The 16509-nt window shown below is 42.7% G+C and carries 14 protein-coding genes; 5 read left to right on the top strand and 9 right to left on the bottom strand.

Annotated features, from left to right (window positions below; all coding sequences use genetic code 11):
- Positions 1–246 precede the first annotated feature (246 nt).
- The 4 genes from ACQY3F_RS17445 to ACQY3F_RS17430 all read right to left on the bottom strand — a co-directional run bounded on the left by ACQY3F_RS17445 (position 247) and on the right by ACQY3F_RS17430 (position 5683).
- Positions 247–1929, bottom strand: a complete 1683-nt coding sequence (locus ACQY3F_RS17445) for an NAD(P)/FAD-dependent oxidoreductase (protein WP_428356223.1) — start codon at positions 1927–1929, stop codon at positions 247–249.
- 247 nt (positions 1930–2176) lie between these two features.
- The gene (locus ACQY3F_RS17440; protein WP_428356221.1) at positions 2177–3079 is read right to left on the bottom strand and encodes a peroxiredoxin family protein; all 903 of its coding nucleotides are present in this window, start codon (positions 3077–3079) and stop codon (positions 2177–2179) included.
- Positions 3080–3425: 346 nt separating this feature from the next.
- Positions 3426–5180, bottom strand: coding sequence for a putative transposase (locus tag ACQY3F_RS17435; protein WP_428357730.1), 1755 nt, complete (start codon positions 5178–5180; stop codon positions 3426–3428).
- Positions 5181–5218: 38 nt separating this feature from the next.
- Positions 5219–5683, bottom strand: coding sequence for a hypothetical protein (locus tag ACQY3F_RS17430; protein WP_428353676.1), 465 nt, complete (start codon positions 5681–5683; stop codon positions 5219–5221).
- A 135-nt stretch (positions 5684–5818) separates the two neighbouring features.
- Between ACQY3F_RS17430 and ACQY3F_RS17425 the strand changes: the two genes are divergently transcribed.
- The 4 genes from ACQY3F_RS17425 to ACQY3F_RS17410 all read left to right on the top strand — a co-directional run bounded on the left by ACQY3F_RS17425 (position 5819) and on the right by ACQY3F_RS17410 (position 7345).
- Positions 5819–6004 carry a cupin domain-containing protein gene (locus tag ACQY3F_RS17425; protein WP_428356219.1) on the top strand — a complete coding sequence of 62 codons (186 nt, stop codon included), beginning with the start codon at positions 5819–5821 and terminating at the stop codon, positions 6002–6004.
- Positions 6005–6020: 16 nt separating this feature from the next.
- Positions 6021–6245 (top strand): hypothetical protein, encoded by a 225-nt coding sequence (locus tag ACQY3F_RS17420; RefSeq protein ID WP_428356218.1) that lies wholly within the window; start codon positions 6021–6023, stop codon positions 6243–6245.
- A gap of 158 nt (positions 6246–6403) precedes the next feature.
- Complete coding sequence (locus tag ACQY3F_RS17415; protein ID WP_428356217.1) at positions 6404–6673, top strand: helix-turn-helix transcriptional regulator; 270 nt, start codon at positions 6404–6406, stop codon at positions 6671–6673.
- A gap of 108 nt (positions 6674–6781) precedes the next feature.
- Complete coding sequence (locus tag ACQY3F_RS17410) at positions 6782–7345, top strand: TetR/AcrR family transcriptional regulator (RefSeq protein WP_428356215.1); 564 nt, start codon at positions 6782–6784, stop codon at positions 7343–7345.
- Positions 7346–7486: 141 nt separating this feature from the next.
- Here ACQY3F_RS17410 and ACQY3F_RS17405 read toward each other — a convergent pair whose 3' ends face one another.
- The 5 genes from ACQY3F_RS17405 to ACQY3F_RS17385 form a co-directional block, all read right to left on the bottom strand.
- On the bottom strand, positions 7487–9118 hold the full coding sequence (locus tag ACQY3F_RS17405; protein WP_428356214.1) for a SulP family inorganic anion transporter: 1632 nt from the start codon (positions 9116–9118) through the stop codon (positions 7487–7489).
- Positions 9119–9678: 560 nt separating this feature from the next.
- The gene (locus tag ACQY3F_RS17400) at positions 9679–11145 is read right to left on the bottom strand and encodes an MFS transporter (RefSeq protein ID WP_428356213.1); all 1467 of its coding nucleotides are present in this window, start codon (positions 11143–11145) and stop codon (positions 9679–9681) included.
- 762 nt (positions 11146–11907) lie between these two features.
- Complete coding sequence (locus ACQY3F_RS17395; protein WP_428356212.1) at positions 11908–13422, bottom strand: TAXI family TRAP transporter solute-binding subunit; 1515 nt, start codon at positions 13420–13422, stop codon at positions 11908–11910.
- Positions 13423–13424: 2 nt separating this feature from the next.
- Positions 13425–14630 (bottom strand): sodium/glutamate symporter, encoded by a 1206-nt coding sequence (gene gltS / locus ACQY3F_RS17390; RefSeq protein ID WP_428356211.1) that lies wholly within the window; start codon positions 14628–14630, stop codon positions 13425–13427.
- Between the two features lie 511 nt (positions 14631–15141).
- Positions 15142–15537: a hypothetical protein gene (locus ACQY3F_RS17385; protein WP_428356210.1), complete on the bottom strand. Its 396-nt coding sequence runs from the start codon at positions 15535–15537 to the stop codon at positions 15142–15144.
- Between the two features lie 83 nt (positions 15538–15620).
- Here ACQY3F_RS17385 and ACQY3F_RS17380 point away from each other — a divergent pair, with 83 nt between their 5' ends.
- On the top strand, positions 15621–16508 hold the full coding sequence (locus ACQY3F_RS17380; RefSeq protein ID WP_428356209.1) for an IS1380 family transposase: 888 nt from the start codon (positions 15621–15623) through the stop codon (positions 16506–16508).
- Position 16509: the final 1 nt, after the last annotated feature.

The raw sequence follows: 16509 nt of genomic DNA, 5'->3' as shown, positions 1-16509 counted from the left end.
TTTATACCTCCTTAGATTTTTAATCTGCTTTTGATGATTAAGATGCAGCTACGTCGGAAAAACAAGCACTCAATATGAATGCATACAGCACACTCGTTCCCAAACTCTGTTTGGGAATGCATGACATGTAAGCTCTGCTTACTGAACCCTCTCACAGCAGAGCTGTTCAAACATGTATTCCCAAGCAGAGCTTGGGAACAAAGGTTGTTTGCTATTTTTTGCGAGTTACCTACGGTGAAAATTTATTTACGAAAATGATAAATAATTTTTATGCCCAGCTTTTTTTCTGAGTACAGACGCCGTGGAGTATGTGATCTTTTCACTGAGAAAATTAAGTAATAAATCGATCGTTTCGTTGTTATTAAAGAAATGCTGGCGAAAATTGCCATTGCCCATAAATCCTGAATTTTGCCTTAGTAATTTCCAGCTTATTTTATGTTTCGGTAAATAAGCTTTGCCTTTAAGCGTTTCTCTAAAGGCATCAGGTAGCCAGTCTAGCGTTAAAAATAACGCCGTTATTTCCGCGACGACTTGATCAACCGCCTGTTCATTATTCACATCGACTTGCTCGACCAAGTGATCAATTTTATCTGCCAATCGCTTGTATTCGTCAAAGCCGCCACCCGCCAAACACAAGGACTGAATTTGCTGGTAATAATCCTCTCTATTTTTAGCGCACTTACGGATACAAGTGAGTTTTACATATTCGGTATACGCGCCTAATAACCATAACACTTTATAAGCAGACCACAGCTTATGGTTAGTAAAGGATTTATAGGAATTGGCGACTAAACGGTCATGTGCTTGCACAAAGGCCAATGTCTGCTGCTCGTAGGATTTAAACGCTTCGGCAGAAAAATCACCGGTCTTTTTTAACAATAAATGCGCTACGGTTGAGACACTATTAAAGGATACATACAGCCCTTTCGAAAAAAGTGGATCAATAAAACCTGCTGCATGGCCTAATAAAGCAAAACGATCACCCACTACCTGTTTTGAGTTATATTGAATTCTGCCGGTGCGCGTCCAGCTACGCACCGCTTTACTATGTTCGAATTGTTTTTTAAGATCAGGAAAACGGGAAATAAAAGCACAAAACTCTTCTTTTGCACTGATGCTTTTGTCTTCTGGATACATTCTAGGGTCTAACTGCAAACCTACGCTGCAAAGTGGGTTAGTCGATTTATCATGATTATTAAAAGGAATCACCCACAACCAACCGCCTTCAAAAATATGATGCAGCGTCCCTTCCGCGACACTAAACGGAAAACCATATTCTTCCTTAGAGAGCCCTGTTTGATTATAGTCAGGGACATTCACCATGTGCGTGAAAATCATACGAGAATGCGTTTTTAAATCAAAATCTCTTAAGGCATATTTTTCAGCCAGAATAGATTTAAAGCCACCCGCGTCAACAATATAATCCGCACTGAAATCACCCGCAGAAGTTTTGATATGTACCGCCTCAGGGCTAATATCAATATCGCTTACTGAAGTATCTTGATACACCTTAGCACCGTACGAGATTGCCGTCGTCACCATAAACTGGTCTGAGTCCTGTCTAAATAAATGCAGTTCATGTCCGTGGGGTTGGCTTGGAATGACCGCCTGAAAGGCTTTGTCTTTATTTTGCAACTTACCTTCAGAATGATGCAAAAAACTAAAATGCCGCTTTACGCCATGGGAATTACCGATCAGCGGTAGATAATTTTCTGAGCTGTGATAAGCCAACTCAGGTATGTCATAAAGTTCGGCCATCGCGCGTAATGTTTCCGAAGTTTCCAAAATCATCGACTCGCCTATGGCAAATCGAGGGTGATTTTTAGCTTCAAACACGATCACTTTTTTGCCTTGTTTGGCAAGAATGGTGGCTAGACATGAACCCGCAATGCCTGAGCCAATAATTGCAATATCATATTTTTGTTTCATAACGAGGACCTATTTGTTTGGTTTAAGATTTTAGAGAAAACCGTTCACTCTCTTTTGATGTTTTTTGCTATGCTGATCATTATTAATTTCAAATAACTAGTAGTGCAATCCTTAAATAAGCAATAAATAATGACTAAATTCACCGCCTTTAAACGATTAGGGGAGTAGGCTTTAGCCTACACGAAGCGTGAACTGTGTAGGCTAAAGCCTACTCCCCATTTTCATCGTATATTTAAAAGTCGTGGTACTAGGCCAGTTGTGCATGCCTATTCAGCACCTCTATAAAATCTTCTGGTTCAGGTCTAATGCGATAATTATTGGTTAAATCACTATAAATAATGTTCCCCTCCGCATCTGTAATAATGACGGTTGGATACACGGTATCTTTGTCATAGCCCAGCATTTCCATACCCGCTGGCAAACCATTTTTCATTTCTATGCCCAATGTTTGTGCAGCAGTGTTGGCTACATCGGTTACAAAAATAAACGGCACAGAAAATTTATCTGCCAAAGCTTGGGTATTTTTTTCTGGCTGTGGAGCACATAAAACAACTTTTGCGCCTAAAGCAGATAACGCTTGATATTGGGTGGCTACTTCTTTAATTTGTGCCATACATAAAGGGCACCAGTTTCCTCTAAAAAATATATACACCGTCGGAGATCCGACAAAAGAGGCTGACGTAATTCGTGAGCCCTGTGCATCTGTCACCGTAATAACAGGTAATGTTTTCCCAACGTCTAAACGTGTATTGGCTGTCCGCCCTAACGAGGAATACCAAAAGTTATACAGTACAAAAAAAACAAAACCGACACATGCCAGGCTTAAGCCAAGCGTATTAAATGCAGTTGCTTCCACTGTGCCTAATACAGTTGAAACAGACGCAACATATCCATAAATGGATAAACTAAGGCCCACGACAGCGATCAATGTTAATAAAGGAAAGTGAGACGATGTTCTCGCCATATTCTTAAACACCATGACACGACTGATAAACATCATAATAGGGAGCGTTATTAAGACAGCTCCTAGCCAAATAAGATCTAATCCTGAAGAGAGGAGGTGATAAATTCCATAGCCTGCGACTGCCATAGCAAACATCGGAAACAAGCCAATAAAAAGAGATTTAATTTTGTTCATAGTGATTTTCATTAATTAAATTAGTACGACAGTTCTAATATAGTACAGTCGTACTAATTATGCAACTATTAATGAAACTATTAGCTACTGTTTTAACGCGAGACGTATTTAAAACTGTAGGGCGTGGCTTCAGCCCGCCAATGTCAAAGGCTATTGGCGGGCTGAAGCCACGATCTACAGCGTCTAATATGTATCGCGTTAAAAGGTAGCCATTTAGTTTCAATAATAGTCACCGTTGATCTTTCTCTACACTCTGTATTAGCAGAAGTTCGTAAAGTGGGGCAGTTAGACAGCAAAGTGATTTGCCAGCCAACCCTCAGACATCTTGATTCAGACGAAACTAATTTGAGACCATTTCCTAATTTTTTGCGGATGAAGTCAGCTCATAAATTAAGCGCAGATCGGTTCCTGGATAATTGAGTTCCGTTTGATTGAGTTGTTCAAATAACTTTTCTATTGCTTTATTACTTGCAGGTCGGGAAGTACTATGCACACGTATCCGAAGTTGTTTTTTTACTTCATCGGGTAATATATCTGCTTCTGTCACAAACAGCGTTTGTAATAGTTGCCTTGCCATCGGAAAGTCGATTGTCGGTGAGGTTAGCAGAGCGGCCATTGCTGTTTCTGCCCGATAAGCGATCATGTTGACAGTATCTATCAGCCGCTTTTTCCCTGGCAGAAGCTGTTCGAACTTATCTTCGTCTCTCAACTCTTGCCAGGTAATGTGTTTGGGCGTTTGGCTTAGTTTTTCCTTGATGGTTTTTAGTTCATTTTCATAATGCTCTATTTCTTCGAGTAATTCTGCTCGTTTTCTTTCCCATTTCTTGTATTTCACATCTTCCGTTTCATCTTTTTTAATCACCGGATGAAGTTCCATCGCTGCAAATCGAGATAGACGGTAATTGAGTTTGGATTGTATCGAATTACGCTGTCCTTCCTGTTGGCGCCTATCAGGGTTGACCACCTTTTGGGTATCGGATAGTGGCTCTATTCCATACTCCTGTAGCATATCTATCCCATAGTGGTGCTTCATATATCTAAAAAAGTTCTCTTGGCACCACCGGCTAAACATTCGCCCAGAAACAGCCGTCAATTCTAGTTCATAGGCTGTGGTAATAATACTGGTTTGGTGACCAGAATCAGTCAACTTGCGCACTTCTCTCATCCACATCGCCTGTTTTCCAGTTCCAACCAGACTGCCTCGTTCGGCGAGTTTCATGATGACTTTTTCACCACTCGGTAGGGTGATCTCCTGACTGGAAAAATTGTCCAGTGGCCAATTTTCGGTGGGAAATTTATGATAGGTCATGCAAGCGACACGATGCTTGTCCCACATCTTTCTAAAGAATGCGGGGCTATAGCCTTCTCTATCAAACACCAGGATAAAACGACAGGCTTGTTTGTTTTGCTGTAATGCTTGTGCACTCGGTTGATTCGGAATGTCTTTGAGTAATCGGGGGACGATATCTTCTTCCAGCGTTTTTAGTAAGCCCGGATCCACCGTTTTTTCAACGACAAAGAAGGGACGCCCCGTACCATCATTAACCCAGTAGTCGGTGATACCCCGTAAGCAGAGTTTTTCGCGTGAAACATGCCGTTTGGGAAGTTTAGTCAAGTGTCCATGATAGACACGGACATGACCATCTATGTAGAGTGTTCCTGCTGCCTCTGGTTCATTTTCCATCCATTGTCGACTGAGGTCGGCCGCCCAGCTTTCAACTGATTCTGGATCAGACAGTCCTTTTACTTTGGTTCTTAAACAGCGCACTTCGGGAACCCGATCCAGGCCAAGTAGTTTGCCGAATTCACCCGGTGCATGCTCGCGAAGTTGTTCGGCATTTTTGATGCGACATAGTCCCATAAAGGCGAGTAGCAATAGGATATGAAAGGTTTGATAATAACCTGTCAGTTTGCCAAGGTGGTGCTCAATGTCATTTAATAAGCCATTGCTAAGTAACGCGGGCAATGCACATAACACACCGCCTTTAGGAACATCTAAACAGGATTCGAATTCGATTGAGGCTCCCTTTTCCTGCTCACCCAAAGCCGCCTGGATTCGCTCTTCTACTCGAGTGCAGGCCGTACCGAGTGACTCGGCTGCACTGGCATCAATAATATCACGGGCTGATTTGGTACTGCCATCATTGGGGTCTATTGATACGGCAGACTTTTTTTTAAACGTCCATCACTGATCGCCTTGCGAAAGGTATCTGCCCGGATGCCTAATTCTTTAGCGGCTTCGTTAGGCGTCATACCTTGATCCAGATATTCCTGAGCTTGCTGCAAAACCTCAAGCGTAAAGAGTGGTCCTCCCTTGCGAGTCGGGCGAGGTTCAAAAAACGAATCAGCCCCTTTTTCTCGTAGTTGCCTTAATGAGCGCATAACACTACTTTTAGAGACACCAAAGGTTGTAATAATATCGATTGAACGACAGGAGCCGGTATTGATGAGTTGAGAGGTGTGAAGTCTAAATAATCTCTTATTGTCAGCCTGGTGAGAATAGATCGGGATACCGCCGAGGAAATAAAACCACTCATCATTTCGGTTATCAACACTGACCTGACCATTTATAATAGTCGTACCCTGAGGAATTATTGGGAGCATGAGTTGCTGCATTAATTGAATACCTCGTATGATATGAGGGCTTAGTTTAACCTAAATGAGTACCATTTTCATTTCTTTAGCTGAAAATATCAATCATTTGACAATAATTCCCTAACCCTTTAATTATATTGCCTAGTTTAAGTTTCAATGGATTTCTTTCAGGATAGCGAATCAAGATGTCTGACCCTATGTGATCCTCGGGGCTTAGATTTTTCCACCCAAAAAATGTCCATGTTACATTTTGTGCTGGAAGGGGTTTGCTGGGTAAAAAACACTACAACCAATGAAGCTATCCGGTTAATGCAGGGTGATATTGTTTTTTTTTACCGATAACAACTGGCATGGGTTGATGAGTGATGAAGCGATTGAAACAGTGGATTACCGAACCTTTGGCTTTGAACAAAACAGTTCAAGATTAGATACAGAACCTTGCGAAGTCTGCCGACTTTTTTGTGCTTCCTATAAGCTTGAAGGCGATATGGCACAGCCGTTCTTTTCTCTATTACCCAAATTTATCCATACAAAGGCCAATGAGATAAATGACAACCCGCAACTAAATAGGCTACGCAACTGATTATCAGCGAAACAAATCTGATACCCTCGGCTATTCCGTGGTCACCTCAAGTCTTATTGACGTATTGCTGGTTTATATTATTCGCTACTGGGTTCAATCCGCGCAACCCGAGTCCTACAGCTGGATTACTTCAATACAAGACCCAAAACTATGAGTTAATGCATAAATATCCCAGTAAAAAGTGGGATGTCGATAAATTAGCGGATACCATATTTATGTCACGTTCGGCATTTTCAAAGCGATTTTCTGAATCAACAGGCTGTAGTCCTGCGGCATACCTATCAAGATGGCGCATGGATTTAGCTGCAAAGTTTTTGCGTGAAACCCATTTATCAATCTATAACATTGCTAATGAGGTGGGTTATGAATTAGAAACTTCATTCACTAAAGCCTTTAAAAAATATCGCGCAACCTCACCCGCGCAATAAAGAAAAGTAAGGACTGTAGAAGCTGAAATTCTACATTAGGCATAATTTACCTTTCATTTATAGTACGTATGTACTAGCATGTATTTATTACCCAACAGGCTTATAACGATGAAACAAGGCGAACAAACAAGAAATACTATTATAAAAGCAGCCAACAAGCTGTTTTATCAACAAGGTTTTCATCAGACTGCATTCAGCGATATTGTGAAAGAAGTGGGATTGAGCAAAGGAAATATCACTTATCACTTCAAATCCAAAGATGATATTTTGCAGGCGGTTTTGCAACGACGTATGCAAAAAACTCAAGAAACTCTTGATTTATGGGACACACAATACCTTGATGCAAAAGAAAGGCTTATTTGTTTTATTAATAGCTTACAGGAAGGAAAATCTGATTTAACCCAATATGGTTGTCCGAATGGCACTTTAGCTTCTGAATTGGGCAAGAGCAATGCCCTGACTCGTGAATTGAGCAAACACGTTTTTGATCTAATTCGCCACTGGTTAACGGATCAATTTTTAGCCTTAGGTTTCCCTGCCGATCAAGCTAATGAAAAAGCATTAGAATTGTTCACACGTGGGCAAGGGATTTGCGTGTTATCACACGTTTATAGTGATGAAAACATGTTTACTAACGAGGTCAATCACTTAAAACAAATGATAAATGATTAAATATCAATTCTTAAAAATTTTATATTCAATCATTTATCAATAAAATACGTCAATTTGTATTAGGGGCTGTTCTAAAATAAGATTTAATAATTTATTGTCTGAATTTCTTGGGGTATTATAAAATATTCCCGAACTATTTTTTTACGGCTTCCTGTCATCTGCAGTCATCAGCCGCACAGCTAAATCATGATCAGAATATTTCTCTAAGGCATGTCCCACATGTCGACAACTCCCTCCGCTGCGTGCATAATTTACACTGAAGTCATCAAGGTAAATTAATATTGAGTGATCTATTAGATAGCCATTAGAGAAATCAAAGGTAATGTTTTTACCTTGCTCAATGTTATCGACAGCCTTTTTAAAGGGTAAAAAATTAGAGAATAAAGCAGAGCCAATAAGTTTTACCGTAACATAATCGCCGTGTTCTTTAATCGTAAAATGGATTTTGAATAGATTGTTTAGCCATACACCACGCGATAAATGCAATAAAAGTTTTACAAAGACGCCAAAGAAGACACCCACCAATAAATTAGTCGCTAACACCGCTAATATAGTCACGACAAACAAAAACAGCTGATCTTTGCCTATTGCTAAAACGTCGGCAAATATTTTTGGTGTAGCGCGGCGATAACCCACAAAAACCAGTAATGCGGCTAAAGAGGCATGCGGGATATTGTGAATAAAGTGCGGAAACAAAGCGACAAACAACAGTAGAATCAAACCATGAAAGAAATTAGCCCATCCCGTTTGCGCGCCACCTTCTACATTGGCGGAGCTACGTACGAACTCGGCAATCATAGGCAAGCCCCCTAAAAATCCTGAAACCGCATTGCCTAAGCCCACGGCAGATAAGTCACGATCTAGGTCTGTGGGTCTTTTATAAGGGTCTACTTTTTCGGCCGCCGTCGCGCTCAGTAGACTTTCCAGACTAGCAACCATGCAAATAGTAATCGTTGCCACCCAGAATTCAAAGGTATCAATCTTGGAAAAATCGGGCAGGTAAAAATATCCGCTAAAATCATCAGGAATGTCCACTAAAAAAGGCGGTGTGATTAAGTGCTCATGTAATGCGTCCTGACCAAAATGATAATGGTCATGTTGGATGCCAAAAAACTGTGCCAGACCCATACCTAAAAATAATACCACAAAAGGTGCGGGGATTTTACCTAACACACTATGTTTTATAAGAGGCCAGAAGAGTAAAAGGGCGAAAGAGATCAAGCCTATCGCTGCAATTTCAGGCGTTGAATTTATTAAGCTGTTGGGAATTTGTGCGATAGAGGAAAAAAGGCTACCTGGTTCGGGTGTGACGCCTAACATAACGTGAACTTGCCGAGCCATAATGCTGATCCCCATCGCAGCCAGCATTCCGTGTACCACAGGCGCAGGGAAAAAAGCACTCAAGCTGCCCAGCTTATAGCGTCCCATAATCACCTGAAATAAACCGGTAAGCATGACGGCGGCTAAAGTATAACGATAGCCTGACATTAAATCGCCATCACTCAGTGACTCCACTGCAGCGAGCATAACTACAATTAATCCACCCGCCGGGCCATTAATGACGATATAAGAACCGTTGAGACGCGAAACTAATAAGCCACCCACGACAGCTGTAATAATCCCTGCTGAGGGAGGAAAACCAGAGCCGATGGCGATACCTAAAGATAACGGCAGGGCGATAAGAAAGACAAAAAAACCAGCTTGTAAATCACTGCGCCAATTTTCTTTTAAGCCGTCGATTCCTTCTTTGGGAAGAGTAGGGTGTTTGTTCATCTTGATTTCATCTGTTGAAAAGCTGTTAATTCTACCAATTTAAGACTATAAAAGCAGGACAAGTTGTTATCGGCATGCTCTTGCAGTGATGCAGGAGAGTGGAAAAGAGCTGCTGGTGGGGTGCTTCAGTTAGTTGGGAAACGCCAAAAATATTCCTGATTAGGCACCTGGAAATTAAAAAGCGTCCAATATCTGGGCAGAATTTTTGTTTGTCATTAGTGCTGTTGCAGTAGGCGCATAGCTAGCTGCGTAACTATTGCTACAGTGCTAATGCCGGACACAAAGACCCGCAAAGTTGGATGATGTGTGTTTCCAGGTGCCTTACCCATGACTCTCCGCCATTGTATATATCATATCGTCCAAAGTGACAGGAAGATGCTATTCCACACGTTATTCCCGAAGTCTTTTGTCGGGAATCTATGCTTAAGCTAGTAGATTCCTGCTAGAAACATGCAGGAATGACAAGGTAGCTGGCATTTTTTATATGACAGAGTGTCGTGAGTAATCAGGTAAATATTTAACCGACTGGATTAGAATTGGTTACTAAATATGCTGGTTTCTTAGTGCACATCAATCAAATGTACAGTTCCATCTGGCAAAATCTCTGCCATTGCACTTTTAGGTTTATCTAAAAATAGGACACAAACTGTGGCGAAAGCAATACCGCCACCAATCGTCATAAAAAATACGGAGGGGGATGCCAGTGAAAACACGGTCAAAAACAGAACAGCACCAATATTACCGTACGCACCCACAACCCCGGCAATTTGACCAGTTAAACGACGTTTGATCAAAGGTACCACGGCAAATACACCACCCGCTGCAGAGCCCAGAAAAAATGAACACATCATCATGACGACCACTGCCCAGGCAATCGGCCATTCACCATTAATTTGTGACATGGCAAAGAATCCGATGGAGGCCCCCGATAGCATAATCAGCAATGGAATTTTACGTCCAAATTTATCACTGATCCAGCCACCTGAAGGGCAGGATAATACATCCGTTACGGCAAAGCACGCGCCTAAAATACCGGCGAGAGATACCGGAATCAGGAAGGTGTTCTTAAAGAATAAAGGTAGCATAGAGACCACGGCTAGTTCTGAGCCAAAGGTGACAGCATAAGCGATACTGAGTATGGCAACTTGTTTAAACTTGTATTGCAGAATCTCATCGACTGGCTCTCTGAATATCTCCTTATTGACTTTATAGATTTGGCTAGACTGGATCAAATAAATGACGACTAACACGCCATAAATAATATTAGCAGTGTCGTTGCCTATTAAGCCGAGCCCGGCTACTTTCCAGGTAAGCACTGCCAGCGCACCGTACATGGGAATATTTATGAATAAATAGAAAAAGAAATCCCGCTTGCTGGTCACTTCCAGGCCACCGGACTTATTCGGTTTGAAATATGTAGAACCTGCGGGGGTGTCCTTCACTGATATGTAATAAATGCCCGCATAAATCAATGCGATCAGACCTGTTACGGCTGTCGCATAACGCCAGCCATCTTCTCCACCAAATAACAATGCAAGCGTAGGCAAGGTTATTGCCGCTGCGGCAGAGCCAACATTACCCATGCCTTTATAGATACCTTCCGCCAGGCCGAGTTGTTTGGCTGGATACCATTCACTGATCATACGAATACCAATCACAAAGCCCGCACCCACAAAGCCTAATAAGAATCGGGCGATGGCTAGTATTTCAAAGGTCTTTGCAGAGGCAAAAAAGAAACACAGGCCTGCAGTAGCCACTAACATGGCAGAATAAGTTTTTCTTGGGCCATAAACGTCTACTAACATGCCCGTCACGATACGTGCAGGGATGGTCAACGCGACATTAAGAATCAACAGTGTTTTAATCTGTTGATCGGATAATCCCATCGATTCTTGAATGGCTAGTAATAAAGGTGCGTGACTAAACCAGACCAGGAAAGTTACGAAAAAGGCAAGCCAGGTCATATGTAAAATCTTGGCCCTACCGGTGAATGAGAGAAAGCTCGCTCTCATATTAGAAGTACTCATAATAATCCGCTCCACGGGGTTAAAATCTATAACTAGTTAATAAAGCAATAATTGAGCCATAATTACCAAGCTGTGATTTGCCTACATTTAATCGGTTGTGTCTCATATTATGGATAGATATGCACCAAAATGGTTCGTGTCGTGGTCAAAAATGGTTCCATACAAAATCTTGATCAAAAGACCTAGGAGGCTGTCCGAGAATAGAAGTCGTAGCTTAAAAGCGGGTGCATCAATAAGTCGAACACTTTACAAACTGCCTCTTGTTTTAAGTTTGTTCCTTATGTGCTTTTATTTAAGTAAGTATTGTAACGGGGCTTTTTCCTTTTAGTGTGGCCTTAATGGTGGGCAAAAAAAACTGCCCACCCTACTTCTTTGCATGAGGAGCTGTCCCGCTTTAGAGTGGTAATCGAAATCACTATCTTGTGTATATGGCATCACAAAGAAAAAGAGAGCTGTTTGTATTCAGCTAGGTAGGGTGGGCAATCTTTTCTGCCCACCTTTTTTATCGGTAAATAGTGGGCAAACGGTAAGGCTGTTTGCAGACCTTACGTTGAATATGGGAAGGCGCGTTGTGATAGGTCGAATTATCACCGTACGAGAAGCAGAGGCCAGGTCCAAAATTGCGAATTTGGTGTGATTAAAAAACCATTCTAATCGGGTAAGCAATAGGAGAAAAACCAGCCTTGGGTTATTGAGGCATTATTAAAAACCAACGCGCATACGCTCGGACAAAATAAAGCTTCGCTACTTCGCTCTGCCTCTTTATTCTTTTGGAGCTGACTGCTTTTTACGCTGTGCATAAAACTTTACTGCACCGGGATGCAGCGGTACGGCAATACCCAAACGCATGGTTGCATCAGAAATAAAACCGGCACGATAATATTTTTTTGCTAATTCATTTCTACTATCAAGTAGCATTTCCAGCACTTTTTCAACTGTTTCATCAGCAGTATGTTGATGAGTAATAAGCAGCGCTGTTAAGCCCAGGGTGGTGAATGGCTTATCCTGGCCTGGGTAAGTTCTTATTGGCACGGTTAAGGGGTAATAGGCGAATTGCTGCCTGGACAGGGTTTTAATCAAGGCATGTTCAAGCGACAGAAATCTGACATCATTACGCCGACTGCTAAGCTCTTGCAGAGCGACAGAAGGCACAGCCTCAGTAATAAAGAGTGCATCAACCTGTCCAGCCTCAAGCGCCGCGATCGATTCAGCGGTGCCTAACTCAAGTATTTGTGGAAATTGGGTTGCTGTTAAACCGACAGCCCGCGCGATACGAATGGCGTTAAAACGACTACCAGAACCAGCGGCTCCCACGGCAATCCGTTTGCCCGCTAGATCATTCAGGCTATTGATACGACTGTTCTGCAAGACTACAATATGCACTGCTTCGGGCCATAAACTCGCCAGCGAGCGTAGGTTGGAATTAGGCAGCTGTTGTTGCTCCAGCCAGCCTTTGTACATGGTTTCCGCCACGTCGCTTTGAATCAGTGCAAATTCGAGTAGATGATTTTGTATTCGATAGGTGTTTTCTATGCTGCCTTCAGATGCGGCATTATGCATTGCGATTCCCTGTTCAGTGGAATACACACTAAATAGCTTGCCAAACTCATGATAGGTGCCCAGAACCTGGCCCGAACCGAAAATAAACTCGCCTTTCTGCTGTGCGAATGTCAGGTCGATTCGCTGTACAGTTTCAAGCAAGGCTTTAATAATAGTCGCATCGCGTGTATTGGGTTGCGGTTCGGTTTCACGTTGCAATAATGCACGGATATTTTTTAATACTTTCCCCGGGCTTTGTCCCTCAAGGGTCTGTGTTCGGGTATCGGTACTGACAGGCGGCTTACCATCCGCTAGCACTTGCCATTGATTATCCTTTTCGGTATAGGCTAAGCGCCCGTATACTTTGAGTATATCGCCCTTGCGATTGCTATTAGGCTTTAAGCCACTAATCCCTTCTTTGGTCGATCCGGTTATATAAGCTAGCGAGCCCAGATTCAATCCTTGCCAGGAAGTTAGATTATAGTCGCGTAAAAATTCAAATTCGGCATCATAATAAATCAGCACACCGGATATATCCTGATCCAGGTTACGGAATGGTGCTGAACCGGCTCGCTTGAAGTGACGTATTTTGAATAAATCTGCGGAAAACTCATTATTCAGCCGCGTTTGTAATTCGCCGCGTAAAATGTCTTCATCGGGTCCACGGCTACACGCATTCAGCAATAGACAGAGCAATAAAAAAAGCAGCTTAAACTGTAGTAAGCGAGTTATCTGCATGGTTAAAACCCGAACAAAGGCAGAGCTAGGTAGGCTTGAATGACCAGGGCATTTAGAAAATCGATAAAAAATGCACCCATCAACGGTACCACGAGAAAGGCCTGTGGCGATGCGCCATAGCGTAAGGTCAATGCTTTCATATTTGCCACAGCAGTGGGTGTCGCGCCGAGTCCAAAACCGCAATGCCCTCCGGCAACAATGGCAGCATCATAATGACTACCCATAATCCGGAAGGTAATAAAGCTGGCAAATAGCACCATTCCTAGCGTCTGCACCGACAACAAAACCAATAGCGGTCCAGCCAGATCCAGAAGCTCCCATAAGCGCAATGACATCAGCGCCATGGCTAGAAATATCGACAGTGACAGGCTACCAATGGTATCCACCGTAGCGCGGTGTACTTTTAAAAAGGGCCCTAGAAAATCACTATTGCGTATCGCCACGCCGATAAACAAACACCAGACAAAACCGGGCAGGGTAAAAGCCGCACCTGCCATAGACGCCGCTAATGCACGGCCACCGATTAAACACAGCAGCACATAGAATAAAGTTTGCAGTAATGTATCTGTGCTAATGGGGGATTCTTGTTGTTGTGTTTGTTGTACCTCGTTTTGCTCAATATTGTTCTCATCGGGTTGTAACGCTCGCTTGCGAATCAAACGCCCGGCTACAGGCCCACCGATGATACCGCCAATAATCAAGCCAAAGGTTGCACAGGCCAGTGCCAATTCCATCACCCCGGCAATGTTCTGCACATCGGCAAATTTCTGTGCATACGCCGCACCCGTTCCATGTCCGCCTGATAAGGTAATAGAGCCACCCAGCAATCCAACCAATGGATGCAGATCCATACTTATTGCAGTCAGTAATCCCAGTCCATCCTGAATAATAAGATAAAGTAAACACACCAGTGCAAAAATTAATAACTGGGGTCCCCCTTGTTTCAGCATGCGCAAATCCGCACTAAGACCAATGGTGGTAAAAAACATCAACATCATCGGGTCTTTCATCGACATATCAAAGTGCAGGCGTATATCGTATTGCGCGTATAAAATACTGGTCAGCAATGCAAATAACACCCCGCCAACTACCGGTACGGGGATATTATTATTGCGCAGAAAACCGACCCGGGAAATAACAAAAGTTCCCAGGTAAAGAACCAGGATCGCTATAGCAAGCGTCCAGATCGGATCTAAATCAAGATTCATAATTAGCTATTATTCCGCAAGCCTGAAAACCCAGTAGGCAATAGGCACAAAGGAAAATTCTATCGCTACATAAAGCATTAAAATACCTGAGGGTTGCACATTCATAAAAAGGCTGATAATTCATCCCGACACCAGACTGCCGGCAAAAAGCACGATAGATAGCACGGAAAATTTCTATATTTTTCACTAAAAGCGGCATATAACCAGCCCCCCTAGGGCAAGATAAAGCCCCATTACTGCTGAAGAATATGCTTAGCACCTAGGCTAATAGTAGCAGGAACATCCGCCTGCCCGATGTTGACTATCTGGTGGTTGACCTACCTTGCCAGAGAGGGACTTTCACCCGCTGGAATTATCGACCTTGCTCGGCCGCACACCCCATGATATTAGCGCTGGTGAAGACATTAATCGCCACGTACTTTTTCGCTGCTGAAATCGGACGGACCCCATTTCAGATTTCGCGAAAAATTGTGGCGCGCTTGATGTTAATTGTTAAACAGTCATCTAGCCTTTAACAATGCAACTTTTTATTCCCGGTCTCACAAACTATTTTGGCAAGCATCACTCTTATCTCTTCAAGTGTATATTCATAAGTAGGGCCTACCTGCTCACGCCTATTACGTCTATTGCTATTCTCCTCACTCAACTGGTCTAAAACAGCTGTAGCGATTACTTGTTGAAACTGTGTAGCAGGATGAGCATCATTCCAGAACGCAGTCGGAATATCGACGTTCTCAAAGTAACAGGAAGCAGCGGAACCATTTGCAATTGTTTCCCCAGTTTTGACAACACATCGTTGCCCAATTGAGAAAAAATAACCTTGGTGATTGGTATTATCCCCTCCATTACTAAAAAATCTATTAGCAACCTTTTTGATAGGCGTTAATATATCACCTAAATCCTGCAAGCATTATACATAATAATCCACAAAACTCCTTATTAAACAATGATATAATATCATTTTCCTGATTTCACTATCTCATTGTTTTAATGAAGCCCTCTAAAGTATCAAAATCCTCATCTCACGTAAGAAACCGTACCCGAACGGTAAAAATGACATCTACAGCACATGGATTGACAAGCCAGGCGGGACTGATTCCCGTCGTGAAATATTTAGACAGGATAGGTTTTGAAAAAACCGTAAAACAAAGCGTTCCACATCGGCGGGGTGAAAATGCAGACCATCACTTATCTGATGTGGTTCTATTGACGTTGGTTGGCATGATGGGGGGAGCAACATCAATGGCAAAGGTGACGACCGTATGGGCAGATAGCGTACTGCGCAAAGTAGCTGGCTGGATAAAGATTCCTGTTGAAACCACAATTTTACGGATCTTTAAAGAAGTAAGTGATAGGCAGATAAGCCAGTTTGAAACGCTCACGCATACTTTGCGTGGTCAACACTGGCGGCGATTGCTTCGTTCCGGAAAATCGAAAACTGGCATACAATCCGTCCAGTGGGTCGATGTCGATTCAACTGTGGACACCGTTTGTGGTCGACAAGAAGGAAGTGCCAAAGGCTTCAACCCCAAAAAGAAAGGTGCCCGTTCATACCATCCACAACTCGCTTTTCTAGCGGAAACAAAAGAAATTTTACAAGCCTGGTTCCGGACAGGCAATGCCTTTACAAGCAATGGTGTTGTAGAATTTACCAAACAGTTACTTGCACACTTGCCCAATCGGATGCGCATTATTTTTCGCGGTGACAGTGGTTATTTTGTCGGTGATTTGCTTGAATTTCTCGATACCAGAGGGCATGGGTATCTAATAAAGGTTAAACTTAAGAATTTGAACGCATTGCTGGCCAAACAGGCCTGGACAGCCATACAAGGCCGACCCGGTTGGGAGCAGAGCGAGTTTCAATATCAGACATCTTGAT

This window comes from Methyloprofundus sp. (assembly GCF_965251085.1).
In the GTDB taxonomy this organism is placed as follows: Bacteria; Pseudomonadota; Gammaproteobacteria; order Methylococcales; family Methylomonadaceae; genus Methyloprofundus.
This window is presented reverse-complemented; position numbering and strand designations above follow the sequence as displayed.

Bases quoted from the DNA above. Each gene is read 5' to 3' on its own strand.
- ACQY3F_RS17445 (WP_428356223.1), bottom strand. From the start codon at position 1,929: ATGAAACAAAAATATGATATTGCAATTATTGGCTCAGGCATTGCGGGT.
- ACQY3F_RS17440 (WP_428356221.1), bottom strand. From the start codon at position 3,079: ATGAAAATCACTATGAACAAAATTAAATCTCTTTTTATTGGCTTGTTT.
- ACQY3F_RS17430 (WP_428353676.1), bottom strand. From the start codon at position 5,683: ATGCAGCAACTCATGCTCCCAATAATTCCTCAGGGTACGACTATTATA.
- ACQY3F_RS17425 (WP_428356219.1), top strand. From the start codon at position 5,819: ATGGATTTCTTTCAGGATAGCGAATCAAGATGTCTGACCCTATGTGAT.
- ACQY3F_RS17420 (WP_428356218.1), top strand. From the start codon at position 6,021: ATGAGTGATGAAGCGATTGAAACAGTGGATTACCGAACCTTTGGCTTT.
- ACQY3F_RS17415 (WP_428356217.1), top strand. From the start codon at position 6,404: ATGCATAAATATCCCAGTAAAAAGTGGGATGTCGATAAATTAGCGGAT.
- ACQY3F_RS17410 (WP_428356215.1), top strand. From the start codon at position 6,782: ATGAAACAAGGCGAACAAACAAGAAATACTATTATAAAAGCAGCCAAC.
- ACQY3F_RS17405 (WP_428356214.1), bottom strand. From the start codon at position 9,118: ATGAACAAACACCCTACTCTTCCCAAAGAAGGAATCGACGGCTTAAAA.
- ACQY3F_RS17400 (WP_428356213.1), bottom strand. From the start codon at position 11,145: ATGAGTACTTCTAATATGAGAGCGAGCTTTCTCTCATTCACCGGTAGG.
- ACQY3F_RS17395 (WP_428356212.1), bottom strand. From the start codon at position 13,422: ATGCAGATAACTCGCTTACTACAGTTTAAGCTGCTTTTTTTATTGCTC.
- gltS (WP_428356211.1), bottom strand. From the start codon at position 14,630: ATGAATCTTGATTTAGATCCGATCTGGACGCTTGCTATAGCGATCCTG.
- ACQY3F_RS17380 (WP_428356209.1), top strand. From the start codon at position 15,621: ATGAAGCCCTCTAAAGTATCAAAATCCTCATCTCACGTAAGAAACCGT.